Genomic DNA, 18,121 nt, shown 5'->3' on the forward strand with positions numbered 1-18,121 from the left:
AGCTCCGACTGGCAATGCGTAAAACTTGCACTATCTGTGCTCGTTTGTAAAAAGGGCTTAACTTGGGTGGGCGAAAGTATTTAAAAAGCTTTTGCGTTAGCGATTGCAGCGGATACCGGCCGTGTGAGTAAGGCCTGCAGGCGTATGAGCGTAAAGCGCGGCCCGGAGGGAAACGCCCTGAAACATCAACTGATTATTAAAATGCTTAGTCCCGAAGATATTAAGTTTTACCTGGGCTTGTTTAAAGACCTTAGCGTAACCGACCTGGTGGAGCTTTTTGGCATGGCAAAAACCAGGAAAATTAGTGCCGGTGAAATTTATATTGATGAGGGTGCCACCATTAAAAAGCTGGCACTCATACGTAAAGGACTCATCAGGGCCTACTGTATTAAACCAAACGGCGATGATGTAACGCTGATGCTGCGATGGGAACAGCAATTCTTTGCTTCACACGATAATATTATACTCAATCAACCATCGAGGTTTATTTACGAGGCTTTGGAAGATACAGTGTTGACTGAAGTAGATTATAACCGCATTGAAAACGTGCTGAATAACAATCCCAAGTTATCATCGTACCGTAACCTCTTCCTGCTCAACATGCTGGCCGAATCTTTGGAACGTATGGAGTCTTTTGTACTGCTCTCGCCCGAGGAGCGGTACCTGCAACTGGTGAAAGATAAGCCCAATATTGTGAACAGGGTGCAGAATAAATACTTGGCTACGCTTCTGGGGATAACGCCGGTATCATTAAGTCGCATACGGCACCGCATAGCAAACCCGCCTCAGCGGTAATTATCTTTTGTTAATTTCTGGCTCGTTCGTGGCCTGTATCTTTGAAACAATAAAACAGATATTGTGATGCAGTTAACATTTGAAACATTTGCCAGGCTCTTTAGTGTATCGGCGTTGCGGTACTTCATTATAGCAGGCCTGCCATTTATTATATTTTATAAGGTACTTCCGGTTTGGTTCGGCAAATCTAAGATTCAGAAACGCGATGCCGACCTAAAAGACTTTAAGCGCGAGATATGGCACTCTATGCAAACTACAATAGTATTTGTGTTTATTGGATATATAGCCTTGTTTAGTCCGTTTAAAAACTACAGCCAAATTTACACCGACATCAATGCTTATCCCATTTGGTGGATAGGAGCCAGCCTCGTCATCAGCCTTATTATTCATGATACATATTTTTACTGGATGCACCGTTTGCTGCATCACAAGCGTATTTTTAAGTTAACGCATTTGGTGCATCATCAATCTACCAATCCATCGCCATGGGCATCATATTCTTTCCACATCATAGAGGCTTGTACAGAGGGGGCGGTATTATTTGTAATTGCTATGCTTATCCCTATGCACCCTTTAACCGTTATCCTGTTTACTATTGTGGGCTTTATCATCAATGTATATGGGCACCTGGGCTACGAGGTGGCGCCGAAATGGTTCAGGCATACGTTTTTGTTTGAACTCATCAACACTTCGGTTCACCATAACCTCCACCACAGCAAATTTAAAGGCAACTATGGCTTATATTTCAGGGTGTGGGACAGGTTGATGGGCACCGAGCATCCTGACTATGTGAAAGACTATGACCGCGTACAGCAAAACAGGTTCGGGACAGAGGGAAAAGAAGCCGTTGTACAATCGCAGCCCTCTTCACGTTAGAGCAATGGCATGTTTAAAAGCCTTGCAGATGCAAGGTCAAAGTACTGCTCGGGTAAGAAATCGCCTGAATATTTAGCCGGTTATCGAGTAAATAGTTATTTGTTCGATAGCCTAATAACTCAATAATAACTGTATAACTTCGGTACAAAGCCCTATCTTTGCGCCTTTATAAATACCGTTTTTTATTATGAGTATTGCAGCTTTATCTGAGCAGGAAATTTTACGCCGCGAGTCTTTACAACAGCTGCGGGCTTTGGGTATTAACCCTTACCCCGCCGAAGCTTACCCTGTAAATGCCTGGGCACAGGATATTATAACCAATTTTAATACCCATCCCGATAACTATAAAGAAGTAACCGTTGCCGGCCGCATTATGTCGCGCCGTATAATGGGTAACGCCAGCTTTGTAGAATTACAGGATGCCACCGGCCGCGTGCAGGTTTACATTAAGCGCGATGAAATTTGCCCCGGCGAGGATAAAACGCTCTACAATACCGTATTTAAAAAACTGCTCGATTTAGGGGATTACATTGGCGTTAAAGGCTATGTTTTTTTAACCCAAACCGGCGAAATTTCGGTACACGTTAGCGAGCTTAACGTGCTTGCCAAATCGTTGAAACCGCTGCCCGTAGTTAAGCGCGACGATGATGGCAATATTTATGACGGGTTTACCGACCCCGAAATGCGTTACCGTCAGCGTTATGTTGATTTAACGGTAAACCCATCGTACAAACAAATTTTCATCAACCGCTCTAAAGTAATCAGCACTATGCGTAATTACTTTAATGAGCAAGGCTGGATGGAGGTAGAAACGCCAATTCTGCAAGCAGTACACGGCGGTGCAGCGGCTCGTCCGTTCAATACCCACCACAATACGCTGGATATGCCACTTTACCTGCGCATAGCTAACGAGCTTTATTTAAAACGCTTAATAGTAGCTGGTTTTGATGGCGTATATGAGTTTGGTAAAATGTTCCGTAATGAGGGGATGGACCGCACGCACAACCCGGAATTTACTGCTATGGAAATTTATGTAGCCTACAAAGACTATATATGGATGATGGCCATGGTAGAAGAATGTTTGGAGAAAGTCGCAACCGCCATTCACGGTCAGCCTTTGGTAAAAGTGGGTGAAAAGGAAATTAATTTTGCCGGTCCTTACGAAAAGCTGTCGATGTACGATTCTATATTGAAGTACACCGATATTGACGTATCTCAAATGGACGAAGCCCAGCTGCGCCAGACCTGTCGTGACCTGGCCATTGAGGTAGACTCTACCATGGGTAAGGGTAAACTGATTGATGAGATTTTCAGCGCCAAGGTTGAAGCTAACCTCATCCAACCTACCTACATTACCGATTATCCCATTGAGATGACTCCGCTTGCCAAAAAGCACCGTACTAAAGACGGTTTGGTAGAGCGCTTTGAACTGTTTGTAAACGGTAAAGAGATAGCCAATGCCTACAGCGAGTTGAACGACCCCATCGATCAGCGTGAACGTCTGGAAGAACAACTGTTATTGGCCGGTCGTGGTGATGAAGAAGCCATGGCCATGGACGACGACTTTTTACGCGCCTTGGAATATGGCATGCCGCCAACCTCGGGCCTGGGTATAGGTATAGATCGTTTGGTAATGCTGATGACTAACCAAAGCACTATACAAGAGGTGTTATTCTTCCCGCAAATGCGCCCTGAGAAGAAGGCTAAGGTGGTTACTGTAGAAGACTTCGTAAATATTGGGGTGCCTGCCGGTTGGGTACCTGTCTTAAATAAAATGGGCTTTAATACTCCTGAAGAATTGAAAGCAGCTAACCCAAACAAAGTATTTAATGATTTAGGCGGAATGCGCAAAAAGCTGAAACTTGACTTGGTTATGCCTACTAAAGAAGAGGTGATGGCTTGGTTTGCGTAAGGTTGAAACCCAAAAAAGCCGAATCTCAAACTCGGCAGTAATAATTATTTACAGATATTATAATAGTCCCGGTTACGCAAGTAGCTGGGATTTTTGTTTTCTGGGCTTTTAGGTGAGTGCATGTTTAAGAAGATTTTCTTCGACTGTTATCCCATAAACATTGTTAATATCCTAAGTCGATACCTCAATAATTAGATGTGGTTCTTTAGGAGCCTTATACGGCATCAAATAAGAAAGGCGACACTGTTTGCAGTATCGCCTTTCTTATAGTTAAATGGAAGTTCAAAACTCACCACTCGTTATTTTATTTTCCTTTATTGCCTTGTGTCTGCTGTTGCTGGCGCATCATTTCTTCAAGCTTGGCCTGAAAACCTGATTTCTTCTTTTTTGGGTCGTCGGGTTTCTTCTTGTTTTCCTGTATCTGCGCATGGATCTTTTTATCATCAACCCAAAGGCGAATAAAGTACTGTTGCGCAAACGTTAACATGTTGGCCAGGAAGTAGTAGTAATTCAAACCTGCCGGGTAGCTGTTCAGGAAGCCTAAAAACATAATAGGGCTAATGTAGCCAATGTATTTCATTTGGCCTGTAGCACCCGATACCTGGTTGTTAAAGTAGGTATAAACAATGGTCGATATAGTCATCAACACACACATCAAACTCAGGTGATCGCCTATAAAAGGTACCTTAACACCAAAGTTGATAAAAGCATCGTAAGTAGATAAATCCTTCATCCACAAGAAGCTTTGCCCACGCAGTTCAAATAAACTTGGGAAAAAGCGAAGGAAGGCGAAAATGATAGGCATTTGCAGTACCAGTGGTAAGCAGCCACCTAAAGGGTTAACACCAGCTTTTTTGTAAAGCTTCATGTATTCCTGTTGAAGCAGGGTAGGGTTGTCTTCACCAACCTTCGCTTTAATCTCATCCATCTCCGGCTTCAAAACTTTCATTTTGGCCATGCTCAGGTATGATTTGTAGGTAAGCGGCGAAAGCACCAGTTTTAATAACACCGTTAGCGCTAAAATTACAAAACCCATGTTCCAGTTAAAGTTCTGCAAAAAGTTAAACACCGGTATTACAGCCCAGCGGTTAATGAACTTTAACGGTCCCCATCCTAAATCTATTTGCTTCTCTAAATCGTAGCCTTGCGCCTGTAAGGTTTTAAAACGGTTGGTACCGAAGTAAAACTCCATAGGGTAAGTATTCTCATTATTGGCAATCAATGTTAAACCAGCTTTCATTTGCTTAACATCGGGCGAGTTTACATCGGTGCTTACGGCTAAATTTGCTTTGTCAAACCCTTGCTTAGAGATAAGCACGTTAGAGAAAAAGTGCTGCTTGAAAGAGATCCATTGCAGCTTCTGATCGGCAATTTGCTTACTTTCATCTTTGCTTACACTCAGGTTATCAACCGAATTTTCGGTGCTTTTATAGTAAACAGTAGAGTAAAGGCGCTCTTGTATAACGTCTTTTTCTTGTTTGCGCAAACTGGCCGTCCAGTTAAGGGTAATGGTTTTGTTATTGGCAATTACATTATCAAGGCCGGTAAGTTTAACGGTATAGCCTACCTTGAAGCCGGCTGCACCCAATGTGTATATGTAATCTACATATTGCGTTGGGCTGTAGCTTAAGCGCATGGTAACGCTATTGCTATCAGTACCGGCTATCTTAACATCGGCGCTGGTTGGCGTAAAATAGCGCTCGTTCGTATTAATAGTTGAGTTGCCTGCTTTAAAGCTGAAACCAAACTGGTTAGTGCTGCCATCGAATAAGATCAATGGCTTTTTGTCGAAAGTTTTGAAGTTTTTAAGCTCTACATTGAAGATGCGGCCACCGCGTGTGCTTAGCTTTACGCGGATGTCTTTGTTTTCTAAAGTGATCAGTTTTTCGCTGCCTATGGTTGAGGCACCAAAAGGCGCTTTCAACGCGGCCGAATCAACAGGTGCTGCTTTAAGTGTGGTGTCGTTTTTAACACCAGCTATCGCCGGCTTTTTTAAGGCGCCGGCTTTTTTCAGGGAATCCAGGTGCTCAATCTGGCGTGCTTTTTTTACTTCCTCTTCATTAGGTTTCAAAAAAAAGAACGAGCCCACCAAAATGATGGCGATCAGGAATAACCCTGTGAACGTATTTCTATCCATTATCTATTTATCGTACAATTAATTAGTTCTTGCGGGCATAACCCAGCGAAGCGGCCACAAAGTTAACAAAAAGTGGATGCGGATTAGCAACTGTTGATTTTAATTCGGGGTGGAACTGAGATCCTACAAAAAACGGGTGGTTTTTAAGCTCAACAATCTCTACCAGACCGTTTTGCGGGTTAATACCAGATGGTATCATACCTGCGTCTTCATACTGCTTTAAAAACTCGTTGTTAAACTCGTAACGGTGGCGGTGGCGTTCGTTAATGTGTTGTTTACCATAAATATGGGCTGCCTTGCTTCCTTTTTTCAAATCGCAAGGGTACGAACCTAAACGCATGGTGCCGCCTTTGTTGGTAACGTTCTTCTGATCTTCCATCATGCTAATTACCGGGTAGGTAGTATGGCCATCCATTTCCACGCTGTTGGCAGCTTCCAGTTGCAATACGTGGCGGCCAAATTCAACCACGGCACACTGCATACCCAGGCATATGCCAAAGAACGGAATGTTGTTTTCGCGAACATAACGGATAGCTTCAATTTTACCTTCAAAACCGCGCTGGCCAAAGCCCGGTGCAACCAGCACACCATGTAAACCACGTAAGCGCTCTACTGCATTTTGCGGCGTTAACTGCTCGGAATGGATGTATTCTACACGTACTTTGCACTCATTTTTAGCACCGGCATGTATAAAAGCCTCGGTAATTGATTTATAAGCATCAGGAAGCTCTACATATTTACCCACTAGGCCAATTCGTACTTCGGCGGTGGGGTTCTTTAAACGGCCCAGGAAGTCTTTCCAGCTATCCAGATCGGGTTCGTTTTTATTAGGGAGTTTAAGTTTGGTTAATACCGTTTTGTCTAACTGTTCTTTCAGCATCAGCAAAGGCACATCATAGATGCTCGATGCATCAATTGACTCAATAACGGCGTTGATGTTTACATTACAGAACAGTGCTATCTTTTTACGGATATCTGCATTTAAGTGGTGCTCGGTACGGCACACTAAAATATCGGGTTGTATACCGTACTCCAGCAACATTTTAACGGAGTGCTGCGTAGGTTTGGTTTTTAATTCGCCTGCGGCAGCCAGGAAAGGAACCAGCGTTAGGTGGATTACCAGAGAATTACCCGAACCTGCTTCCCAACGGAACTGGCGCACGGCCTCCACAAAAGGTAAAGATTCGATATCGCCCACTGTACCACCAATTTCGGTGATCACGATGTCGTAATTGCCGGTATCGCCCAGTATCTTGAAGTTACGTTTGATCTCATCGGTAATGTGAGGAACCACCTGTACCGTTTTCCCCAAAAAGGCACCTTCGCGCTCACGGTTTATTACATTTTGGTAAATACGACCAGTAGTGATGTTGTTAGATTGCGAAGTTGGTGTATTGAGGAAACGCTCGTAGTGGCCTAAATCCAAATCTGTTTCGGCACCGTCTTCGGTAACGTAGCATTCGCCGTGTTCATACGGGTTCAGCGTTCCCGGATCAATATTGATATAAGGGTCGAACTTTTGGATGGTAACGCGATAACCGCGCGATTGAAGGAGTTTGGCCAGGGAAGCCGAGATAATACCTTTTCCTAACGATGAGGTAACACCGCCCGTAACAAATATGTATTTAGTCATGATCTTGTTGAATCTGGCCCGGGCAAAAAATGCCTTCGCCATAGTATGTGTACGGGATGCAAAAGTAAGACTTTTTCTAGCCTTACCCGCATGTTTTAGAAAATAGGACGCGCAAAAAGACAATAATGAAAGAAGCCCCAACAACGTAATGTTGCAGGGGCTTGTAGTATTTAATGTTAAATGCTTGTGCTTGAGTAGTTATGGCAACTTAGCTTTAAGGCCTAACCTTAAATAGGGCGTTTGTAAATTGCTATGCCGGGTACTGCAAACTTGACCCCTACAGAAAACTGGTTAAAAACATCGTTACTGTTCCCGCTTTTGTTACCATCAAGGCTATCGCCAAACACGTAATTAAATTGATAACCCAAATCAATTTTAATGAAAGGTTCCTGGTCGCTGTTATATATTTTGAATTCATACCCCAATCGAGCAGGTATAAACAGGGCGTAATCAGACGGCCTGCCGGTAACGGTTCTGTATTGGTTATTTTGAAATGCGATGCTATTAACGGTTGAGCGTGTATAAATAGCACCAACCCCACTGCTTACATAGAGGTTTTTAATGGCGTTTAAAAAGCGACTGTTGTAATAATTGAGAAACTGCCCTGCCTGCAACTGCCCTCTGAGTGCTGCTGTAGCAAACCTGGTATTAAAATCGCGTTTGTTAACGTTACTGTAAACGCTTTTTCCGGTTAGTTCGCCTGCCTGTAACTCGGCTACGTAGTTAATGAATGGGGTTTGATTGTACGTTACATTAACCAACCCCGAGGGCTTATAATCGGCAGATTGTTCATCGGTAAAAGGCTTGGTTATGGCGCCCGCAATACCAAAATCAACCTTCGAGTAGTTGTAAGCAGGCTGAGCTTTTACTATTGAACAAAAGGCAATAGCGGATATTGTCAAAAAGATTTTTCTCAAAGCAAAATGTTAGTTGAGTACCGTCTTTTAACAGGTAATTAAATTAATTGTTCTTAGAATTGCTGGCACGTTACTTTGCGGCTGTAATCCAACCGGTATTGTCATCATCGTCAGTTACCAGGTAATAACTCTTAAAAGATGCCTTGATATTCACATGACGACCTGCTGCAAGGATGGTTTTACGGGCAGCGCTTAAGCTGTCGGGGGCATCAAGCAATGGCTGTTCAAATTTGAGTGTGAGCTTGCGTAAAGTGATAATGCCGCTTACGTTGCGGTTATGTATGTAACCTTGAGTATTGTCTGGTAGTGAGACTTTGAACCAGTCAGCGATAGCGGCGTCAACAGTTAAGGCGGTGCTTACCGGCAGCTTTTGACGCACTGCTGCTTTTTCATTAGGTTCTGCATACAGCAGGTTGCTTTTGCTGGTAGTGCGTGCTGTTGCACTTAATAATTTGAGCGGCGAAGAAACTGGTTTTGGCTCAGTTACGGTACGGTTAACAAAGGCAAGGGGATCTATTGCGCCGCCATTAGTGTATATGCCAAAGTGTAAATGCGATGGCGTGTTGCGGGCATTACTGGTATTACCTACAAGGCCAAGCGTATCGCCGGTGCTCACCGTTTGCCCGTCTTTCACCAATTGCTTGTCTAAATGAGCATAATAAAGCGTATAGTCGCGATTTTCGGGGCGCATAAAGACCACCAGTCCGCCCAGTGTATTTTCGCGTACACTGGTTACCGTACCGTTGGCCGCAGCAATGGCCGGCGTACGCTTAAGGGCAAATATGTCTATCCCTTCATGCTTGCGGCCGCCCTCGTCGCGCCCGTCTCCCCAAAAGCTGCCAATGCTGGGCTTGCCGCTTTGCGATACCGGGAAGCTGAGTGACGGCCCGGCCGTGATGGTAAGCGTATATTGGCCGCTCCGCAATAATTCAGGTTGAAGGCGTAGCAGGTATTTTCCATTTTCTTTTACCTCGTACTCGAGGCTAAGGCCCATAGTATCTGCCGATGCCAAAAGTTGGTGACCGGCAGTGGTGTTTTCCCGCCAAAGGTCTATGTATATGGCAAAGTTTAATTCTGGTTTTTTGCTGAGTGTAATGTTTAGTTTTTGTCCACGTTTGGCCTCAAAGCTCAAGGTAGCTGAGGGAATCTTTTCTGCGGAAAAATAACCGGTTTCTTTGTACGGAATGCTAATGTTGAGCGCATTACCCAAGCTGCTTTCTGCTTTTTTCAGCCATACACTTCCCATAGCGCTACGGTCAAGCCCGGCATCTTTAAGGCGTTGGGCATAGGCATCGTGCGGCGATAACTTGTTAAATATGGAAAGCGGCCCTTTGTTGCTGCAAGAAGAAAGGGCCGCATAGCACAAAAGGTTAAAAACTAAATATTTGATTTTAAGTAGAGTCATTTTACCGGTAAACTGTATTATTGAACTCAATACCGGGTATAAATGTTTAATTCAAAATTTACCCGGCAACTTTATTTTCTTCTACGGGTTTGCCGGTGTTGTAAAAGTGTACGGTGTTACGCAGGGTTTTAAAGCTAAAATTATCTTCGTCCTGGTAAAGTTTCAAAGCTTCAGGGTTATCGGCCAGCATATCAGAAAAATTATTTTTACGGTCTTTTTTTGATTTAAAGCTGAATAGCGCGCTTGTTTTTAACTCCTGCAATTCGCCATTATTTTTACTGATATACCAGGTAGTGGTAGAGTAAGATGCACCCATGTAACCAGAGTAAGTTACGGTATGTGTATATAAATTAATTCTTCCCTCTTCTACTACTTGTAAGAAAGCTGTTTTTTTAGAATTGGGCAAGCGCGCAGCTTTGTAAACATGCTTCAGATCATCGGTACGATAGTAGCTGATCTCTTTAACGTTGAGCTTTTTAAAATCCTCCATTTGTGCTGTTTTATACTTGTTGGCACCTATGAAAGGAAATTTCATTTCACATTTCAGCGTATCGCCGGAGTTGTTTACCACAATACCGGGTTGCTGTGCATTTACTGTAATGCTTGCAATTAGTAAACTAAGCAGGAGTAGAAGTCTTATTTTCATCGTATTGTGTTTAGGTATGATAAAAATAATACATTTTGAACAATATGCACTTACTATTTTTTGCCTTGTTTTTTCAGCAAATTACATTGGGTTTTAAAATATTTCGTAAAACGAACAAAGCTTTCCTCGAGCAGGTGTTTGCCATCGCCGGTGTAGTATCTGTTAGTGGTGTCTGGTTGTATCCAATTGTATTTTTTATCGGCAAAGGCCAGTTTTAAAGCTTGTCGTTGAGAAACCAACTTAGGCGAATTAACCAGATCGTGTTCAATAGGAACTTCAAAAAAAGCAATGAAAGTTCCTTTAGCACTTAAGTACTCCAGGTGCTTTTTCAGTTCGAGCAAGGTTTTATTGTATTTAACTAAGTTAACTGGCTTACTGTATTCTTCTTTGGTTGAGGCAAATAGTTGAAGAAACAGGTCATCTTTTGGTTTTCTTTTACTGGCCTGCGCCGTATTGCCCGATTTAAATTTATCGATAATTAACGGGAAAAACTTGTTCTGCTCTTGTAAAGCCGGGAAAATTAATTTTGCATAATAAGAGCGTTTGTCAAGCAAGCCATCTATCAATACGTTGTTAAATCCACGCGAAATGTAGTTAGTCTCCAAATACAGGGTATCGGGGATGTTGTTGGTTAGTGCCAATATTTTTACACCGGTACAGCCACCGCTTGGCGGAAGAGAAAGGTTGAAGTAATTTTTCCGTTTTTCGGTTTCGAATGTAAAATTGCCTATCAGCGACGAGCCTGCAGTAATTACGCTGAACTTTCTTCCGGCGTAAAGGAATCTTTCCGATTTTTCAACATCAGTATACACAAACCGCTTTTTAATAGGCAGCAGGTACAGCATCGCATTGAAGATCACAAACAGTAAAATACCTGTGATGATAATTTTTCTTACCATTAAAACTGAAAATAAATGAATGCGTTTTGATTGCCGCTGTTAACTAATATTAAGAAAAGCAGTACACCGTAGCTTACCCATTGAATGTTGTAGTTGGTAGCAGGGCTCACTTTATTGTTCTTAAACAATAAATAGCAAGCATGGTAAAGTACAACGAACGATGACAGCATCACGAGGTTGAGCTCTTTGGATGAGATGTTGAATCGCATGCTTCTATTATCAATTAGTGCTTTGAAAAATTGTACTACCTGATCAAAATTTGGAAGCTTGAACAGTAACCATAAAAACGTTACCACCAAAAATACCATCGCCGTTTGCAGGATCTGTACAAGAAGAGTATTATTAACCTTAACCCTGTCTTTAATTAACCGCTCAATAGCCAAGAACGAACCATGGCCAAAGCCCCATAAGGCATAGCTCCAGCCTGCCCCATGCCAAAAGCCACCAAGCAGCATTACCGTAAACAAGTTGAAATATGTTCTCCACTGACCTTTCCGGTTGCCACCTAAAGGGAAGTATAGATATTCTTTAAGCCAGGTGGATAAAGAAATATGCCACCTTGTCCAAAACTCGGCGAAGGATTGTGATATGTATGGGAAGTGAAAGTTGCGAGGCAGGTTGTACCCAAATAAAAAGCCCAAACCAATGGCTATCGAAGAATAGCCTGCAAAATCGGCAAATATTTGCATGGAGTAGCCAAAAAGCAACAATAGTAAATTGAGCGATGAGTAACCTAAAAAGAAAGGGTAGGTAATGTTCACCGTAATTTCGTTGAGGTTATCTGCAACAACCATTTTCAGGAAATAACCCAGTATAAGGTGTTTAATCACCTTTTCCCAGTTGATGTCACTAAAATACTTTTCTTTGATCTGCGGATAAAAATCATGGGCTTTGAGGATAGGCCCGGCAATTAAATGTGGGAAAAATGAGATAAAAAAGCTTGTTTTAATAAGGTGTTCCCAAAAACTGTTGTGCTTTTCTTTCAACGAGTTTTTATCGCGTAAAACATCAATTAATAAGCTGATACCTTCAAAGGTGTAAAAGGAGATACCAATGGGCAGCGGAATGGTGAAAAAGAATTCTCTCCACGATCCGTTTAGCTCAAGTTCTTTATAAAAGGTATGTGAAATAAGTGGCGTATATTTAAAAAAGGCCAGTATTAACAAGTTAAGTGCTATAGCAAAAGCTGCAACCTTTTTTTGCTTAGAAAGCGAGTCTTCTTTTAAAACGATATAACTGCTCGACGTATTAAGCAGTATAGATGTGATAAAAAGCAGTAATAATATAGGTTTATAGTACGCGTAAAATACAAAGCTCGATACGATTAAAATGCCAACTTGATATTTTTTTAAACCAGGTATGTAATAAACTATGAAGGTAATTAGGACGAGTACTAAAAATACCAGACTATTGAACAGCATGTACGGTTGATTTGTTACCAAATATATAAAATATTTGAAAAAATATCTGGTTTAAGCCTCAAGCTTTACGAAATATGCATAAAAATCTCGTTTAAACGATAGTGCATAAATTTGATTCAAATATTGGATGGCAGTAAATCAACGGCCTGTAAACAAGATTTAATATATAATGATACTTACAACCTAAAAGTTGAGCTCGGAGAGATTGTATAGCGCTGATGTGGTAGTGTAATAAAAGGCAATAATTACTGTGGTAATTTTTCCAAGTCTTCCGGCGTATCCACCGCCTGGGTTTCCAGTTCGGTTTCGGCCACTTTAATGCGGTAACCGTTTTCTATCCAGCGCAGTTGTTCGAGGCTTTCGGCTTTTTCTAATGAAGAGATAGGGAGGCGGGTAACGGCTTGTAATACTTCTGACCTGAAGCCGTAAATACCGATGTGCTTAAAGTAAGTAAAATGCTCCAGCCATTGTTCAGGCTCTTGACCTCGGATGTAGGGGATGGCCGTGCGCGAAAAGTAGATAGCTTCGGCCAGTTTATTAATAATGACCTTGGGCGAATTAATGTTATGCAGGTCGGCTGCTGCCGTTATTTTTTTGATGAGGGTAGCTATTTGCGCATCGGCGCTGTTGAAGCAGGCGGCTACTTTGCTTATCTGTACCGGGTCTATGTAAGGTTCATCACCCTGAATGTTAATAACTACTTCATATTCGGGGTAGTTGGCGGCTACTTCGGCACAACGGTCCGTACCGCTTTGATGGTTGGGCGAGGTCATCACTGCCTTGCCGCCAAAATCATGAATATGGTTAAGGATGCGCTCGTCATCAGTGGCCACAATCACTTCATCCAAACTTGGGCATTTAACGCACTGCTCGTAAACGCGCTGTATCATCACCTTACCGGTAATGTCAACCAGCGGCTTACCCGGAAAACGTGTAGAAGCGTAACGTGCAGGAATTATGCCAAGGATTTTCATGTTGTCAGTGGTCTGTTGCGTGTTGTCAGTTGTCTGTTCCGGGGTTTACCTGGCAACTCACAACTGATAACAGACAACTAAAATAAGCCGTGTATTTCGCGTTCAATTAAATTAATAATGGTACCCAAATCTTCGGTGTTGTTGGCAAAATCAAGGTTGTCCATATCTACAATAAGCAGCTTGCCCAGGTTATAACCGGCTATCCACTTTTCGTATTTTTCGTTCAATTTAGAGAGGTAATCTAGCCTTATTCCAATTTCATATTCGCGGCCGCGGCGGTGTATGTTGCTTACCAGCTTTGGCACCGATGCTTTAAGATACACCAACAAATCGGGCGGATTGATGAACGATGTTATATTTTCGAATATAGATTGGTAATTGTCATAATCGCGGGTACTCATCAATTCCATATCGTGCAGGTTTTCTGCAAATATGTAAGCATCCTCGTATATGGTACGGTCTTGAATGATGTCTTTCTCGCTACTTTGTATATCCCTTATTTGCCTAAAACGGCTGTTAAGAAAATATATCTGCAGGTTAAAGCTCCAGCGCTTCATGTCGCCGTAAAAGTCTTCAAGGTAAGGGTTGTTATCAACCGCCTCATACTGCGGCTCCCAGCCATAGTTTTTGGCCAGCAAACTGGTTAAGGTAGTTTTACCGGCACCTATATTTCCAACAATTGCAATGTGCATAGCCCCTCCTAAATCCTCCCCGGGAGGGAGGACTTCTTTATTTTATTTGTGCTAATATAAACTTTTTATTCAAAAGCCCTCCCTCCCGGGGAGGGTTTGGGTGGGGCTCTTAAAAATTCCTAAACCCAATAATTTCTCTTACTTCTTTAATTGTTTTTGAAGCGCTTTCGCGGGCTTTGGCGGCACCGTAGCGGGCCACCTGGCGCAGGTAAGCTTCATCATTGGCAATATCGTTGATCTTCTCGCGGATAGGTGCGGTGGCGATGATCATATCTTCGGCCAGCTGCTTTTTAAAATCGCCGTAACGAATCTGCATTTTGTTATAAAGGTCGTCAAAATGCTCGTAAGTGTCGGCGCTCGATACCACTTTCATCAGGTCGAACAGATTTTGTATTTCCTGTGGTTTTTCCTGATTCTCGGTAGTGGGGCCACCGTCGGTTACTGCTTTTAAAACTTTTTTACGGATAATCTCCGGACTGTCTGACAAATATACCGCATTGGCTTCGCCTTCCGATTTTCCCATTTTACCTTTACCATCCAGCCCGGGTATTTTTACCAGGTTGTTGCTGTAATTAAACGCATAAGGCTCGGGGAAGTATTCGGTATCGTACAAACGGTTAAAACGGTTACCAAAGGTTCGGGCCATTTCCAGGTGTTGCTCCTGGTCTTTACCTACGGGTACCTTGGTGGCTTTGTGGATGATGATATCAGCCGCCATTAAAACCGGGTAAGTTAGCAAACCGGCGTTCACGTTATCAGGGTTGGCACGTACCTTATCTTTAAAAGAGGTGGCGCGTTCCAACTCGCCCAGATAGGCGTTCATATTTAAATACAGGTAAAGCTCGGCTACCTCGGGTACATCGCTTTGAATGTAAATGGTGGCACGCTCGGGGTCAATACCAGCTGCTAAATATTCTACCAACACCTGTTTTACGTTGCCATGCAAATCGGCAGGGGTAGGGTGTGTGGTAAGCGAATGTAAATCGGCAATAAAAAAATAACAGTTGTATTCGTGCTGCATTTTAATAAAGTTCTGGATAGCACCATAATAGTTACCCAAATGCAATTTACCGGTAGAACGAATACCACTAACAACAGTTTCCATATGGCGCGAAAGTAAGGATTTTTTATATTTTTGACGCTGATGAAAAAACTATTGAAAAAAGTGCACAGCCATTTTTACCGTTATGGTGTGGCTTTTTTCTATTTTATTTTTTGGCCTTTTTTATATTATAACTCGCGCAAGCCGCAGCGCTACGCCGCCATGAATGTTTACAGGCGTATATGGGGCTTTTGCAGTTCGGCCATGGCAGGCATATTTTATCGGTTTACCTACGAGCAGCCTGTTGAGTGGAACCGTGCTTATATTATATGTGCTAACCACACCTCAAACCTGGATGCTACGGCCATGAGCCTGCTCATTAAAAATAACTTTTGCTTTATTGGCAAGGGTGAACTGCTCGATAACCTGGTAACCAAGCTTTTTTTTAAAACAGTTGATATACCAGTAAACCGGGAAAGCAAAATGTCATCATTCCGTGCCTTTAAAAGTGCGGCCGAACGTTTACAGCAGGGCATGAGCATGGTTATATTTCCCGAAGGTAAAATACCCGATAACTACCCGCCAAAACTGCATGAGTTTAAAAACGGACCCTTCCGTTTGGCTATTGAGCATAATGTGCCTATTATACCGGTAACTTGCTTAGATACCTGGAAGGTATTGTGGGACACCGGCCCCGAGCACGGCAGCCGCCCCGGAATATGCGACATTTACGTACACAAACCCATTGATACCGCCAATTTAACGGTTGATGATGCCGATAACCTGCGCGACGAGGTGTTTAAAATAATTAACAATAAATTTGAAAGCCATGCAAATAGATAAAGATACCGTTGCTAAAATAGCTCACTTGGCCCGCCTGGAAGTAAACGAACAGGAAACCGACAACATGGTGACCGATATGACCAAGATATTGGATTTTATGGCTAAGCTAAACGAGGTAGACACCAGCAACGTAGAGCCGCTAATTTACATGACCAAAGAGGTAAACACCCTACGCGAAGATGTGGTGAAGCAGGAGATTACCCATGAAGAGGCGCTATCTAACGCTCCTGAACAGGATGGTAAGCACTTTTTGTTGGCGAAGGTAATTGAGCGTAAATAAGTTTGCAATTAATAAAAATACTTTCTATTTTGCTAAAAAAATTAGTTTTATGAATAAGTTTGGTGGTAACTGGACGGAGGCAAAAATGGAGATTGTTGTTAATTATGCGAAAGCGTACCTAAGAATAATGAATAAACAATCATGGGCGAAGACTTTATATTTTGATGGCTTTGCGGGCTCCGGTTTGATAGGTGTTAATGAGGACGACGAGGCGATTAAGGGCACGGCTTTAAGGATACTGGACATTGTTGAACCTAAGCCGTTTGATATGTATTACTTTGTTGAACTCGATATAAATAAAAAGATTTCTCTAGAAAACAGAGTCAACACAGACTATTTTGGAAGGAATGCCCATGTTGTTCAAGATGATTGTAATAAAAAAATAGTTGATATGGCTGGGTTTCTAAAAAAGGATAGTGCTTACAGAGCATTAGCATTTATTGATCCATATGGTATGACGGTTAATTGGAGTTCAATAGAAGCACTTAAAGGTTTAGGAATTGATCTGTGGATATTAGTACCGACGGGCTTAGGCGTAAATAGACTTTTGAAAAACAATGGTGACATTGAAGAAGGCTGGTTGTTGAAACTTGAAAAATTTCTCGGCTTACCAAGGGATTATATTTTAAATCATTTTTACAAAGAAAAAAGTCGATTTACTTTATTCGGTGAAGAAAAAACAATCAGCAAAGAAGATAACGTTATCGAAAAAATAGGGCAGCTTTATACTGAACGGTTAAAAACAGTTTTTAAAGCAGTATCAGAATCGTTTGTGATGCGTAATAGTAATAATTCAATAATGTATCATTTCATGATGGCTACAAATAACCCAGCTGCATTAACAATTGCAAATGATGTTGTAAAGCCTAAATATAAACTATAATGGCACAATCAAGTATTGAATGGACCGAATTGACATGGAATCCTGTAACTGGATGCACCAAAATTAGCCCTGGCTGTAAATTCTGTTATGCGGAAGTTATGTCCAGACGATTAAAAGCTATGGGTGTTGAAAAATATAATGATGGCTTTAAAATCAAGACTCATACAAATGCTTTAAATATACCATTTACGTGGAAAAAGCCTAAAGTTGTTTTTGTTAATTCAATGAGTGATTTGTTTCACCCAGATGTTCCTGCCGCTTTCATAAAAGCAGTTTTTGCTGTTATGAATAATACCCCGCAACACATCTATCAAGTACTAACTAAAAGGTCTGAAAGGCTGTTAGAGCTTTCATCAGAATTAAATTGGACAACTAATATCTGGATGGGTGTATCTGTTGAAAGCGAAGAATATACTTATCGTATTGATGAATTATCACAAACAGCTGCACAAACTAAATTCCTTTCAGTAGAGCCTTTAATTGCGCCGGTAAATACTTTAAACTTAGCTGGTATTGATTGGGTTATAGTCGGCGGAGAATCCGGCCATAAAGCAAGGCCTATTAAAAAAGATTGGATAGACCACATAAAAAATAAATGTCAAGATAATTCAGTTGCATTCTTTTTCAAGCAATGGGGTAAGGCTAAGTATAATGCCAATCCTAATGATCCAACTATTATAAATGAGCATCCACAACATGCAAAAGGAGGATGTGAACTTGATGGAAAAATTTATAGAGAAATGCCAACAAAAGCTGCATAATATGT

17 protein-coding genes are annotated in these 18,121 nt (G+C 41.9%); 7 read left to right on the top strand and 10 right to left on the bottom strand.

Annotated features, from left to right (window positions below; genetic code table 11):
• Positions 1-144 precede the first annotated feature (144 nt).
• From IEV61_RS08595 to lysS, 3 genes are all read left to right on the top strand, one after another.
• Positions 145-795 carry a Crp/Fnr family transcriptional regulator gene (locus IEV61_RS08595; RefSeq protein ID WP_188415668.1) on the top strand — a complete coding sequence of 217 codons (651 nt, stop codon included), beginning with the start codon at positions 145-147 and terminating at the stop codon, positions 793-795.
• Between the two features lie 66 nt (positions 796-861).
• Positions 862-1,671: a sterol desaturase family protein gene (locus IEV61_RS08600; RefSeq protein WP_188415670.1), complete on the top strand. Its 810-nt coding sequence runs from the start codon at positions 862-864 to the stop codon at positions 1,669-1,671.
• A gap of 187 nt (positions 1,672-1,858) precedes the next feature.
• Entirely contained in the window at positions 1,859-3,583 is a 1,725-nt protein-coding gene (gene lysS, locus IEV61_RS08605) for a lysine--tRNA ligase (protein ID WP_188415672.1), read from the top strand.
• Positions 3,584-3,887: 304 nt separating this feature from the next.
• Here lysS and yidC read toward each other — a convergent pair whose 3' ends face one another.
• The 10 genes from yidC to trpS all read right to left on the bottom strand — a co-directional run bounded on the left by yidC (position 3,888) and on the right by trpS (position 15,412).
• A complete protein-coding gene (gene yidC, locus IEV61_RS08610; protein WP_188415674.1) occupies positions 3,888-5,720 on the bottom strand; it encodes a membrane protein insertase YidC in 1,833 nt (610 codons plus the stop codon).
• 22 nt (positions 5,721-5,742) lie between these two features.
• Positions 5,743-7,353 (bottom strand): CTP synthase, encoded by a 1,611-nt coding sequence (gene pyrG, locus IEV61_RS08615; RefSeq protein ID WP_188415676.1) that lies wholly within the window; start codon positions 7,351-7,353, stop codon positions 5,743-5,745.
• A 227-nt stretch (positions 7,354-7,580) separates the two neighbouring features.
• The gene (locus IEV61_RS08620) at positions 7,581-8,270 is read right to left on the bottom strand and encodes a hypothetical protein (protein WP_188415678.1); all 690 of its coding nucleotides are present in this window, start codon (positions 8,268-8,270) and stop codon (positions 7,581-7,583) included.
• A gap of 70 nt (positions 8,271-8,340) precedes the next feature.
• On the bottom strand, positions 8,341-9,675 hold the full coding sequence (locus IEV61_RS08625; RefSeq protein ID WP_188415680.1) for a M23 family metallopeptidase: 1,335 nt from the start codon (positions 9,673-9,675) through the stop codon (positions 8,341-8,343).
• A gap of 58 nt (positions 9,676-9,733) precedes the next feature.
• The gene (locus IEV61_RS08630; protein ID WP_188415682.1) at positions 9,734-10,321 is read right to left on the bottom strand and encodes a hypothetical protein; all 588 of its coding nucleotides are present in this window, start codon (positions 10,319-10,321) and stop codon (positions 9,734-9,736) included.
• A gap of 53 nt (positions 10,322-10,374) precedes the next feature.
• Positions 10,375-11,220: a hypothetical protein gene (locus IEV61_RS08635; protein ID WP_188415684.1), complete on the bottom strand. Its 846-nt coding sequence runs from the start codon at positions 11,218-11,220 to the stop codon at positions 10,375-10,377.
• Positions 11,220-12,641 (bottom strand): MBOAT family O-acyltransferase, encoded by a 1,422-nt coding sequence (locus tag IEV61_RS08640; RefSeq protein WP_188415686.1) that lies wholly within the window; start codon positions 12,639-12,641, stop codon positions 11,220-11,222. The genes IEV61_RS08635 and IEV61_RS08640 overlap by 1 nt, the downstream gene beginning before the upstream one ends.
• Before the next feature lie 245 nt (positions 12,642-12,886).
• Positions 12,887-13,615, bottom strand: a complete 729-nt coding sequence (gene kdsB, locus IEV61_RS08645) for a 3-deoxy-manno-octulosonate cytidylyltransferase (protein ID WP_188415688.1) — start codon at positions 13,613-13,615, stop codon at positions 12,887-12,889.
• A 77-nt stretch (positions 13,616-13,692) separates the two neighbouring features.
• The gene (locus IEV61_RS08650) at positions 13,693-14,307 is read right to left on the bottom strand and encodes a deoxynucleoside kinase (RefSeq protein WP_188415690.1); all 615 of its coding nucleotides are present in this window, start codon (positions 14,305-14,307) and stop codon (positions 13,693-13,695) included.
• Positions 14,308-14,416: 109 nt separating this feature from the next.
• A complete protein-coding gene (gene trpS, locus IEV61_RS08655; protein WP_188415692.1) occupies positions 14,417-15,412 on the bottom strand; it encodes a tryptophan--tRNA ligase in 996 nt (331 codons plus the stop codon).
• Between the two features lie 39 nt (positions 15,413-15,451).
• Here trpS and IEV61_RS08660 point away from each other — a divergent pair, with 39 nt between their 5' ends.
• Genes IEV61_RS08660 through IEV61_RS08675 form a run of 4 tightly spaced genes read left to right on the top strand, consistent with a single transcriptional unit; the run spans position 15,452 to position 18,116 of the window.
• Positions 15,452-16,192 (top strand): lysophospholipid acyltransferase family protein, encoded by a 741-nt coding sequence (locus tag IEV61_RS08660; RefSeq protein WP_188415694.1) that lies wholly within the window; start codon positions 15,452-15,454, stop codon positions 16,190-16,192.
• On the top strand, positions 16,179-16,472 hold the full coding sequence (gene gatC, locus IEV61_RS08665) for an Asp-tRNA(Asn)/Glu-tRNA(Gln) amidotransferase subunit GatC (protein WP_188415696.1): 294 nt from the start codon (positions 16,179-16,181) through the stop codon (positions 16,470-16,472). The genes IEV61_RS08660 and gatC overlap by 14 nt, the downstream gene beginning before the upstream one ends.
• A gap of 49 nt (positions 16,473-16,521) precedes the next feature.
• Positions 16,522-17,355, top strand: a complete 834-nt coding sequence (gene tcmP, locus IEV61_RS08670) for a three-Cys-motif partner protein TcmP (protein WP_188415698.1) — start codon at positions 16,522-16,524, stop codon at positions 17,353-17,355.
• Positions 17,355-18,116: a DUF5131 family protein gene (locus tag IEV61_RS08675; protein WP_188415700.1), complete on the top strand. Its 762-nt coding sequence runs from the start codon at positions 17,355-17,357 to the stop codon at positions 18,114-18,116. Before tcmP ends, IEV61_RS08675 begins: the two co-directional genes overlap by 1 nt.
• Positions 18,117-18,121 lie beyond the last annotated feature (5 nt).

Origin of the sequence: Mucilaginibacter galii (assembly GCF_014635825.1) — a bacterium.
In the GTDB taxonomy this organism is placed as follows: Bacteria; Bacteroidota; Bacteroidia; order Sphingobacteriales; family Sphingobacteriaceae; genus Mucilaginibacter; species Mucilaginibacter galii.

What these genes read in the sequence shown, in the direction of transcription:
- IEV61_RS08660 (WP_188415694.1), top strand. Translation starts at nt 15,452, where the DNA reads ATGAAAAAACTATTGAAAAAAGTGCACAGCCATTTTTACCGTTATGGT.
- kdsB (WP_188415688.1), bottom strand. Translation starts at nt 13,615, where the DNA reads ATGAAAATCCTTGGCATAATTCCTGCACGTTACGCTTCTACACGTTTT.
- IEV61_RS08640 (WP_188415686.1), bottom strand. Translation starts at nt 12,641, where the DNA reads ATGCTGTTCAATAGTCTGGTATTTTTAGTACTCGTCCTAATTACCTTC.
- pyrG (WP_188415676.1), bottom strand. Translation starts at nt 7,353, where the DNA reads ATGACTAAATACATATTTGTTACGGGCGGTGTTACCTCATCGTTAGGA.
- gatC (WP_188415696.1), top strand. Translation starts at nt 16,179, where the DNA reads ATGCAAATAGATAAAGATACCGTTGCTAAAATAGCTCACTTGGCCCGC.
- IEV61_RS08630 (WP_188415682.1), bottom strand. Translation starts at nt 10,321, where the DNA reads ATGAAAATAAGACTTCTACTCCTGCTTAGTTTACTAATTGCAAGCATT.
- IEV61_RS08675 (WP_188415700.1), top strand. Translation starts at nt 17,355, where the DNA reads ATGGCACAATCAAGTATTGAATGGACCGAATTGACATGGAATCCTGTA.
- trpS (WP_188415692.1), bottom strand. Translation starts at nt 15,412, where the DNA reads ATGGAAACTGTTGTTAGTGGTATTCGTTCTACCGGTAAATTGCATTTG.
- IEV61_RS08595 (WP_188415668.1), top strand. Translation starts at nt 145, where the DNA reads ATGAGCGTAAAGCGCGGCCCGGAGGGAAACGCCCTGAAACATCAACTG.
- yidC (WP_188415674.1), bottom strand. Translation starts at nt 5,720, where the DNA reads ATGGATAGAAATACGTTCACAGGGTTATTCCTGATCGCCATCATTTTG.
- IEV61_RS08635 (WP_188415684.1), bottom strand. Translation starts at nt 11,220, where the DNA reads ATGGTAAGAAAAATTATCATCACAGGTATTTTACTGTTTGTGATCTTC.
- IEV61_RS08625 (WP_188415680.1), bottom strand. Translation starts at nt 9,675, where the DNA reads ATGACTCTACTTAAAATCAAATATTTAGTTTTTAACCTTTTGTGCTAT.
- tcmP (WP_188415698.1), top strand. Translation starts at nt 16,522, where the DNA reads ATGAATAAGTTTGGTGGTAACTGGACGGAGGCAAAAATGGAGATTGTT.
- lysS (WP_188415672.1), top strand. Translation starts at nt 1,859, where the DNA reads ATGAGTATTGCAGCTTTATCTGAGCAGGAAATTTTACGCCGCGAGTCT.
- IEV61_RS08600 (WP_188415670.1), top strand. Translation starts at nt 862, where the DNA reads ATGCAGTTAACATTTGAAACATTTGCCAGGCTCTTTAGTGTATCGGCG.
- IEV61_RS08650 (WP_188415690.1), bottom strand. Translation starts at nt 14,307, where the DNA reads ATGCACATTGCAATTGTTGGAAATATAGGTGCCGGTAAAACTACCTTA.